The organism is Martelella sp. (assembly GCF_984369615.1).
Genome location: NZ_CFHTCS010000246.1, coordinates 1 through 6,667 on the forward strand (window position 1 = coordinate 1; position 6,667 = coordinate 6,667).

Here is a 6,667-nt window from a genome sequence, read left to right on the forward strand (position 1 = left end):
CGCCGCCATTCGGCGATTTCCGCCATCGCATGCGCGGCGAAATCCGCCCACGCCGCCCGCGGGGTCACTGCGGCGGCAATGTCTATTACCGCCTGGCGCGGGCAGCCCCAGACCGCCGTGACGCCGGCATAGTTGCGGCCGATTTCCTGGCCATCGAGATCGATCTGGATGATCGCCGTCCCCTGAGCCGGCACGGTGTAATTATTGGTCGGCTGGTCCCCGGCATGGCAGCCGATATAGATCACGAGGTCGGCCTCATGCACGAGCCGGTTTCCCGGCGGCGCGGAATAGGTGCCGACCGTGCCGATATGCAGCGGATGCGTCGTCGGCACGATGGTGCGTCCGCCAAGCGAGGTCGCCACCGGAATATTGCAGGCTTCGGCGAAGGCGCGGATTTCGGCATGGGCCTCGACCTGGATCGCCCCGGCGCCGACCACCATCACCGGCCGCTCGGCCTTTGCAAGCCGCGCCGCCGCCGCTTCGATCATCGCTCTCGATGCGACCGGGCGATGCGCGGGCAGCCGGCCAAGCGCCGGGTCGGGCAGAACGGGCGACGGCACCATGCCCTTTTCGATAATTTCCCCGCCAAGCCCGTTCAGGTCCAGATGGACGGGTCGCGGCGAACCGTCCGTTGCCATGCGAAAGGCCTGCGGCAGGAGATGCGGCAGCTCGCGCGCCTCGGTCACATCCATGCTGGCCTTGGTAACGGACTGGAACAACGGCGCATGCGGCACTTCCTGATAGGCGTTGCGGTAGCGCAGCATCGGCTCCTTGCGTCCGGTGAGCGCCACCACGGGCGCACGGTGCAGATAGGCGTCCTGAAGACCCGCGGCCAGGTTCGCCGCGCCCACCGACTGCGCCATGCAGACCCCGACGCGGTTGCTCGCCCGCGCATAGCCATCGGCCATATAGACGGCGGATTTTTCCGAATGCGCCAGAATGCGCTTGATGCCGAGCTCCTCCATCTCGACCAGCGTCGGGCGGAGGATCGCATCCATGAAGAAGACGTGGGTGACGCCGAGCGCCCCGAAGGATTCCGCGATATAGCGCGCGCCGTTCATGGCGGCCTGACCGTTTTCCGACATATCGCTTATTTCCTCCATTTTTGAAAGCGCTTTCAAAAATGAGTGATTCCATATTGTTTATTGTAAATCAATACTCATTTGACAAAAATGACAGACAATAAGTTTAAAATGAATTCGTTTGCAATTGATAGCGACGCCGCTAATATCGTCGCTGACGAACTGAAACGAACCGAAAGTACCAAGTCGTGCCGCGAAAGGACGATATGCAACTCGCCGGCAGGCGGGTGAGGATGGAAGAGGTCGCGCGGGTCGCCGGCGTCTCGCTTGCCACCGTATCGCGCGCGCTCAAGGCGCCCGAAACCGTCTCGAAAAAACGTCTCGCGCTGGTTCGCGAGGCGACGGAACGTCTGGGCTATGCCCCGAACAGGATTGCCGGCAGCCTGGCCGGCACAAGCTCGCCGCTGATCGGCGTGATCGTACCGAGCCTGACCAACGCGTTCTTCGCCGCAACGCTCGACCGGATGTCGGCCATTCTCGAGGAGGCCGGCTATCAGATGATGATCGGCCAGCATGACTATGACATCGAGCGCGAGGAACGGATCGTTGCCGCCTTTGCCAGCTGGAATCCGGCGGCGCTCGTGGTCACCGGCCGCGACCACACGCGCGGCACCGTCGCCATGCTCACCGGGGCGGCCTGCCCCGTGGTGGAAATGTGGGATCATGACGAGCGCCCGATCGACAGCGCGATCGGCTTTTCCAACCGCAGGGCAGGGCAACTGGCAGGGCGCCATTTCGCCGAACGCGGATTTGAAAAGGTCGCCTATGTCGGCGCGATCCTTTCCAGCGATCCTCGCGCGGCAGCGCGTGCCGAAGGATTTACGGCGCGGTTCGCCGAAGATGGCAGACACAGCCCCCTGGTCATCACCGCGGCCGGTCGCGATATCGCCGAAGGCGGCATCGCGCTCAGGCAGGTTCTCGAACGGCAGCCCGACACCTGGGCAATCGCCTTCTCCGGCGACATGCTCGCCGTCGGCGCGATGTTCGAGGCGGCGCGCCTGGGGCTTCGCATCCCCGAGGATATTGCCGTTCTGGGTTATGGCGATCTCGATATCGCGGCCTGCACCAACCCGCCGCTGACGACAATCCGCCCGCCGCATGAAAAGATCGGCAAGGCCGTGGCGGAGCATCTTCTGGACCGGATCGGACATGACGACGCGGAGCGGGAGAACCTCGACCTCGGCGTGGAACTGATCGTGCGCGCCACGACCTGACGAAGGTTGGAGAAAAGGGAGCGGAGGCCCGATGTCGATAGAAAAAGTTGCCGTGATCGGCGCCGGCACCATGGGCCATGCGCTGGCGCTGGTGCATGCGCTGGGCGGATGCCGGGTGATGCTGCATGATGCCTCTGCCGAAGTGCTGGCAGGGGCGCCTGCCCTGATCGCCACGGCCAGCGACACGCTTTGCGAGGCCGGCACGATATCGACGTACGAGGCCGAGGCTGCGCGCAACCGCGTGCTCCGCGCAGACGCGATCGAACAAGCTGTCGCGAATGCCGATCTGATCGTCGAGGCCGTGGTGGAAAAGGCCGAGGTGAAACGCGCCGTTTTCGGGGAGATCGACCGCTTCGCCCCGGCTTCGGCCATCATCGCCTCCAATACGTCCTATCTCGATATCTTTCCCCTGATCCCGTCATCACGGCAGGAAAACGCGGCAATCGCGCACTGGTATTCGCCGCCCTATATCGTCGATCTGGTGGATATCGCGCCGGGTCCGTCGACCGCCCCTCGGATAATCGAGGCATTGCGCGCGCTCTACGCGGGTTTCGGCAAGGCGCCGCTGGTGTTTGACCGGCTGGTGCCCGGCTACATTGCCAACCGGCTGCAGGCAGCGCTCAATCTGGAATGCCTGCGCATGATCGATGAGGGGTGGGCGAGTGCTGCCGATATCGACTTTTCGATCCGGCACGGACTGGTCGATCGCCTGGCCCTGCTCGGCCATATGCGCAAGATGGATTACACCGGGCTTGAAATGATCCGCAACGGGCTTGCCGCGCGCACCTATCAGCCGCCGGAAAACACCGGACACAGCCCCTCCCTCGCCCGCCTCATCGAAGAAGGACGAACCGGCGTGCGCACCGGCAAGGGTTTCTACGACTATGGTGAAGAACCGGTGGAAGAACTGCTGCGAAGGCGCGATCTCGGCTTGCTGCGGCTGAAGGCAATGATTTCAGGGATCACGGGAGGACAGGAATGATCAAGGCCGATCTCAAGGGAAAACGCGCGCTGGTGACGGGCGGCGCCTCGGGCATCGGGCTGGCAACGGTGACGATGCTGGCCGAAATGGGCGCAAAGGTTGCAATCAACCATCTGGAAGGTGACCCGGCGGGCCCGGAGAAGGTCGCCGAGTTGCAGGCGCAGGGGCTGGACGTGGTCGCGGCGCCCGGCAATATCTCGATCCCCGGCAATGCCGAAGCCATGGTCGAAACCGCCATTGAGACCATGGGCGGGCTCGACTATCTCGTCAACAATGCCGGCACATCCGGCACCAGGGACAAGATTCCGCCCTCCGATCTGGACAGGATGACGGAGGATTTCTGGCAGCTCTTGCTCGGCACAAACCTGATCGGCCCGTTCCGCTGCGCCCATGCCGCCGCGCCCGCTCTGAAGCAAAGTCGCGGCGCGATCGTCAACATGGCGTCGATCGCCGGCATCGGCCAGCAGGGCAGTTCCATCGCCTATGCCGCCAGCAAGTCCGGACTGGTCAGCCTGACCCGAAGCCTTGCGCGCGGCCTTGCGCCGGAGGTGCGGGTCAACGCGGTCGCCCCCGGCCAGACCCGCACCCCCTGGACCGACGACTGGCCGGAGGAGCGCAAGCAATGGGCCCGCGATCTCGCCGTCTTGAAGCGCCGCTCGGAGCCGGAAGATATCGCCGAAGCCGTACTCTATCTCTGCGCCGGGGCCAGCATGGTGACCGGTCATGTTCTGGTGGTCGATGGCGGCATGACGCTGTAGCGAAAACGCGGTCAGGCGATATCGCCTGACCGCGGAACGCGCCGCAACCGCTTATACCGAGGACAAATGATTAGGCCGCCCTGGCAAAGCGCTTGAGATGCGCCGCCCTGCTTCCGCCGGTCTGGGTGAGGACCAGAAGGCGCTTGACCATGTGGCCGACGGCAAGCTCGTCGGAAACGCCCATGCCGCCGTGAAGCTGCACGGCATCGCGGAGCACCGCGCGCGCCGCATCCGAAACCTTCACCCGTGCCGCTGAGACCAGTTTTGCGCGGAAGGCCGCGTCATCGCTTTCCATCGCTTCGGCCGCCAGGAGAACCATGGAGCGGGCCTCCTCGCAGGCGATGAACATGTCAGCCATCTTGTGCTGCACCACCTGGAACTTGCCGATCGGGCGACCGAACTGCTCGCGCATCCGGACATAGTCCAGCGTTGCCTTGTGCAGGGCGTCGATCACGCCTGAGGTTTCGGCAAGCACACCTAAAAGCGCAAGATCGCCGCCAAACTCCAATGCCGCGTCGCAGCCGGAGATCGCCTCGGCCGCCAGCAGCGTCACATCGTCAAGAAACACCTGCGCGGCGGCCTGGCCATCGACAAGCCGGCATGGCGTCACCGCCATGTCTGCGGCAGCGACGCGCGCCAGAAGGCGCGATCCGTCCAGTTCCGCAACGACCCAGAAGGCGTCTGCGGCGGCGGCTCCGATCACGGCGGGAGAAGTGCCGGAAAGGACAAGGCGATCGCCCTCCCGCCGTGCCGGAACCGGTGCGCCATCCCGCCCCGCGACGACGACCTCGATCGTCTCGCCGGCAAGAAGCGGCGCAAGTCTTTCGGCCGCGTCACCGGGGGAAAGCGCGCGGGCCAGCATGGCGGCGCAGCCGAGGCTGACGGCGCCGACGGGCTCCAGGACCAGGCCTGCGCCCAGCACCTCCATCATCGGCACGATCTGCGCCGGCGTCAGGCCCAGGCCGCCGGCTTCCTCCGGCACGCAGGCCGCGAGCCAGCCGAGTTCGGCCATTTCGGCCCAGTGCCGCGGCACATCGCCCGGCGCGGTCGAAAGGGCCTTTGCCCTCTGCTCCAGAGCGTAATTGTCGGCAACGAAGCGCTCCGCCGTATCCTTCAGCAGCAGCGCCTCTTCCGTCGGAAGTTCGAAACGTATCATGCGGCTTTTCCCTCAAAGTCCCAAGACCTGGCCAGCCAGGATGCTGCGCTGAATTTCGTTGCTGCCGCCATAGATCGACAGTTTCCGCCAGTTCAGGAACTGATAGGCGACATTGGCAAGAAGGGCGTCGGCACAGTCGCCAGCGCTTTCCGGCAGTGCGGCGGGGCCGGCGATATCCAGCATCAGTTCGGTCAGCCCCTGCTGCACTTCGGTTCCCCTCACCTTCAGAAGCGAGGTTTCCGCGCCCAGCGTGCGGCCCGCCTCGGCAGCGGCCAGAAGGCGCAGCGTGGTGGCCTCGATCGCCATGATATCGATCTCGAAGGAGGCAAGCCTTGCGGAAATCTCCGGATCGTCGCTGAGGCCGACAGCGTCTGCCATCTCCCGCACGCGCGAAAGAAGATGTTTCGAGCGTCCGACGCCGCCGATCCCCAGCCGCTCATGCTCCAGCAACGCCTTGGCATAGGTCCAGCCCTTGTTGATCTCGCCGACGACCAGATCGTCGGGCACGAAGACATTGTCGAGGAAGATCTCGTTGACCTCGTCGGTCCCGTCCATCAGTCTGATCGGGCGACGCGATACGCCGGTTGCCGCCATGTCGATCAGCATCATCGAAATGCCCTGCTGCTTCTTGACCTCGGGATCGGTGCGCACGAGGCAGAAAATCCAGTTGGCGTATTGCGCATAGGTCGTCCACGTCTTGGAGCCGGAAACCAGCCAGCCGCCGTCAGTCCTGACGGCGCGGGTGCGCAGCGAGGCGAGATCGGAACCGGCCCCCGGCTCGCTGAACCCCTGGCACCACCAGTCCTCGCACGACAGGATGCGGGGCAGGAAACGCTGCTGCTGCTCGGCGCTGCCGAAGCGGATCAGGATCGGGCCGATCATCTTCAGCCCGAAACCCGGCAGCGGCGGCGTGTTAAGCCGGAACATCTCCTCATCGGCAATCAGCCGCTGCCGCGCCGTCCAGCCGGGGCCGCCATGTTCTGCCGGCCAGCCCGGCGCCACCCAGCCCTTGCGGTGCATGCTCTCGTGCCAGTGCAGAAAATCCTCGCGCGCAAGCGGGCTGCCGCGCGAGACTTTCGCTCTTGTCGAGGGGTCGAGTTCGGCCGCGACGAAAGCGCGGATCTCGGCGCGAAACGCGCTGTCCTCGGCTGCATTCAGAAGATCGGTCACGCCTCGTCCTCCGGTTTGACAATCAGCGCATCGACGGCAACGCAGCCCTCGCCTTCAGGCAGGACGAGGACAGGGTTGATATCGATGCTTTCAATGGCATCCTGGTGGGCGACAGACAGGGCGGAAAGCCGCAGGATCGCGTCCTCCAGCGCCGCGCGATCGGCTACAGGGGCCCCGCGATAACCGGCAAGCAGCCGCCCAAGCCGGGTTTCGTCGATCATCTCGCGAACGTCCGAGCGGCTGAGCGGGGCGCGGCGCAGCGCCACATCGTTCAGCAGTTCGGTCATCACGCCGCCGACGCCGAC

7 protein-coding genes are annotated in these 6,667 nt (G+C 64.9%); 3 read left to right on the top strand and 4 right to left on the bottom strand.

Annotation, left to right across the window (positions count from 1 at the left end; all coding sequences use genetic code 11):
- The coding region (locus tag AC5DC2_RS16990; RefSeq protein WP_491699331.1) for a thiamine pyrophosphate-binding protein at window positions 1-1,085 on the bottom strand (1,085 nt) is incomplete at its 3' end.
- 230 nt (window positions 1,086-1,315) lie between these two features.
- Between AC5DC2_RS16990 and AC5DC2_RS16995 the strand changes: the two genes are divergently transcribed.
- Genes AC5DC2_RS16995 through AC5DC2_RS17005 form a run of 3 tightly spaced genes read left to right on the top strand, consistent with a single transcriptional unit; the run spans window position 1,316 to window position 4,036 of the window.
- Window positions 1,316-2,296 carry a LacI family DNA-binding transcriptional regulator gene (locus AC5DC2_RS16995; protein ID WP_491699332.1) on the top strand — a complete coding sequence of 327 codons (981 nt, stop codon included), beginning with the start codon at window positions 1,316-1,318 and terminating at the stop codon, window positions 2,294-2,296.
- A gap of 31 nt (window positions 2,297-2,327) precedes the next feature.
- A complete protein-coding gene (locus AC5DC2_RS17000) occupies window positions 2,328-3,278 on the top strand; it encodes a 3-hydroxyacyl-CoA dehydrogenase family protein (protein ID WP_491699333.1) in 951 nt (316 codons plus the stop codon).
- Window positions 3,275-4,036, top strand: coding sequence for an SDR family NAD(P)-dependent oxidoreductase (locus tag AC5DC2_RS17005; RefSeq protein ID WP_024706483.1), 762 nt, complete (start codon window positions 3,275-3,277; stop codon window positions 4,034-4,036). The genes AC5DC2_RS17000 and AC5DC2_RS17005 overlap by 4 nt, the downstream gene beginning before the upstream one ends.
- 70 nt (window positions 4,037-4,106) lie before the next feature.
- Here AC5DC2_RS17005 and AC5DC2_RS17010 read toward each other — a convergent pair whose 3' ends face one another.
- From AC5DC2_RS17010 to AC5DC2_RS17020, 3 genes are all read right to left on the bottom strand, one after another.
- Complete coding sequence (locus AC5DC2_RS17010; protein WP_491699334.1) at window positions 4,107-5,192, bottom strand: acyl-CoA dehydrogenase family protein; 1,086 nt, start codon at window positions 5,190-5,192, stop codon at window positions 4,107-4,109.
- A gap of 12 nt (window positions 5,193-5,204) precedes the next feature.
- Window positions 5,205-6,362, bottom strand: coding sequence for an acyl-CoA dehydrogenase family protein (locus AC5DC2_RS17015; RefSeq protein WP_491699335.1), 1,158 nt, complete (start codon window positions 6,360-6,362; stop codon window positions 5,205-5,207).
- Window positions 6,359-6,667 (bottom strand): acetate--CoA ligase family protein (locus AC5DC2_RS17020; RefSeq protein ID WP_491699336.1); only part of this gene is annotated, 309 nt, incomplete at its 5' end. The genes AC5DC2_RS17020 and AC5DC2_RS17015, both read right to left, overlap by 4 nt.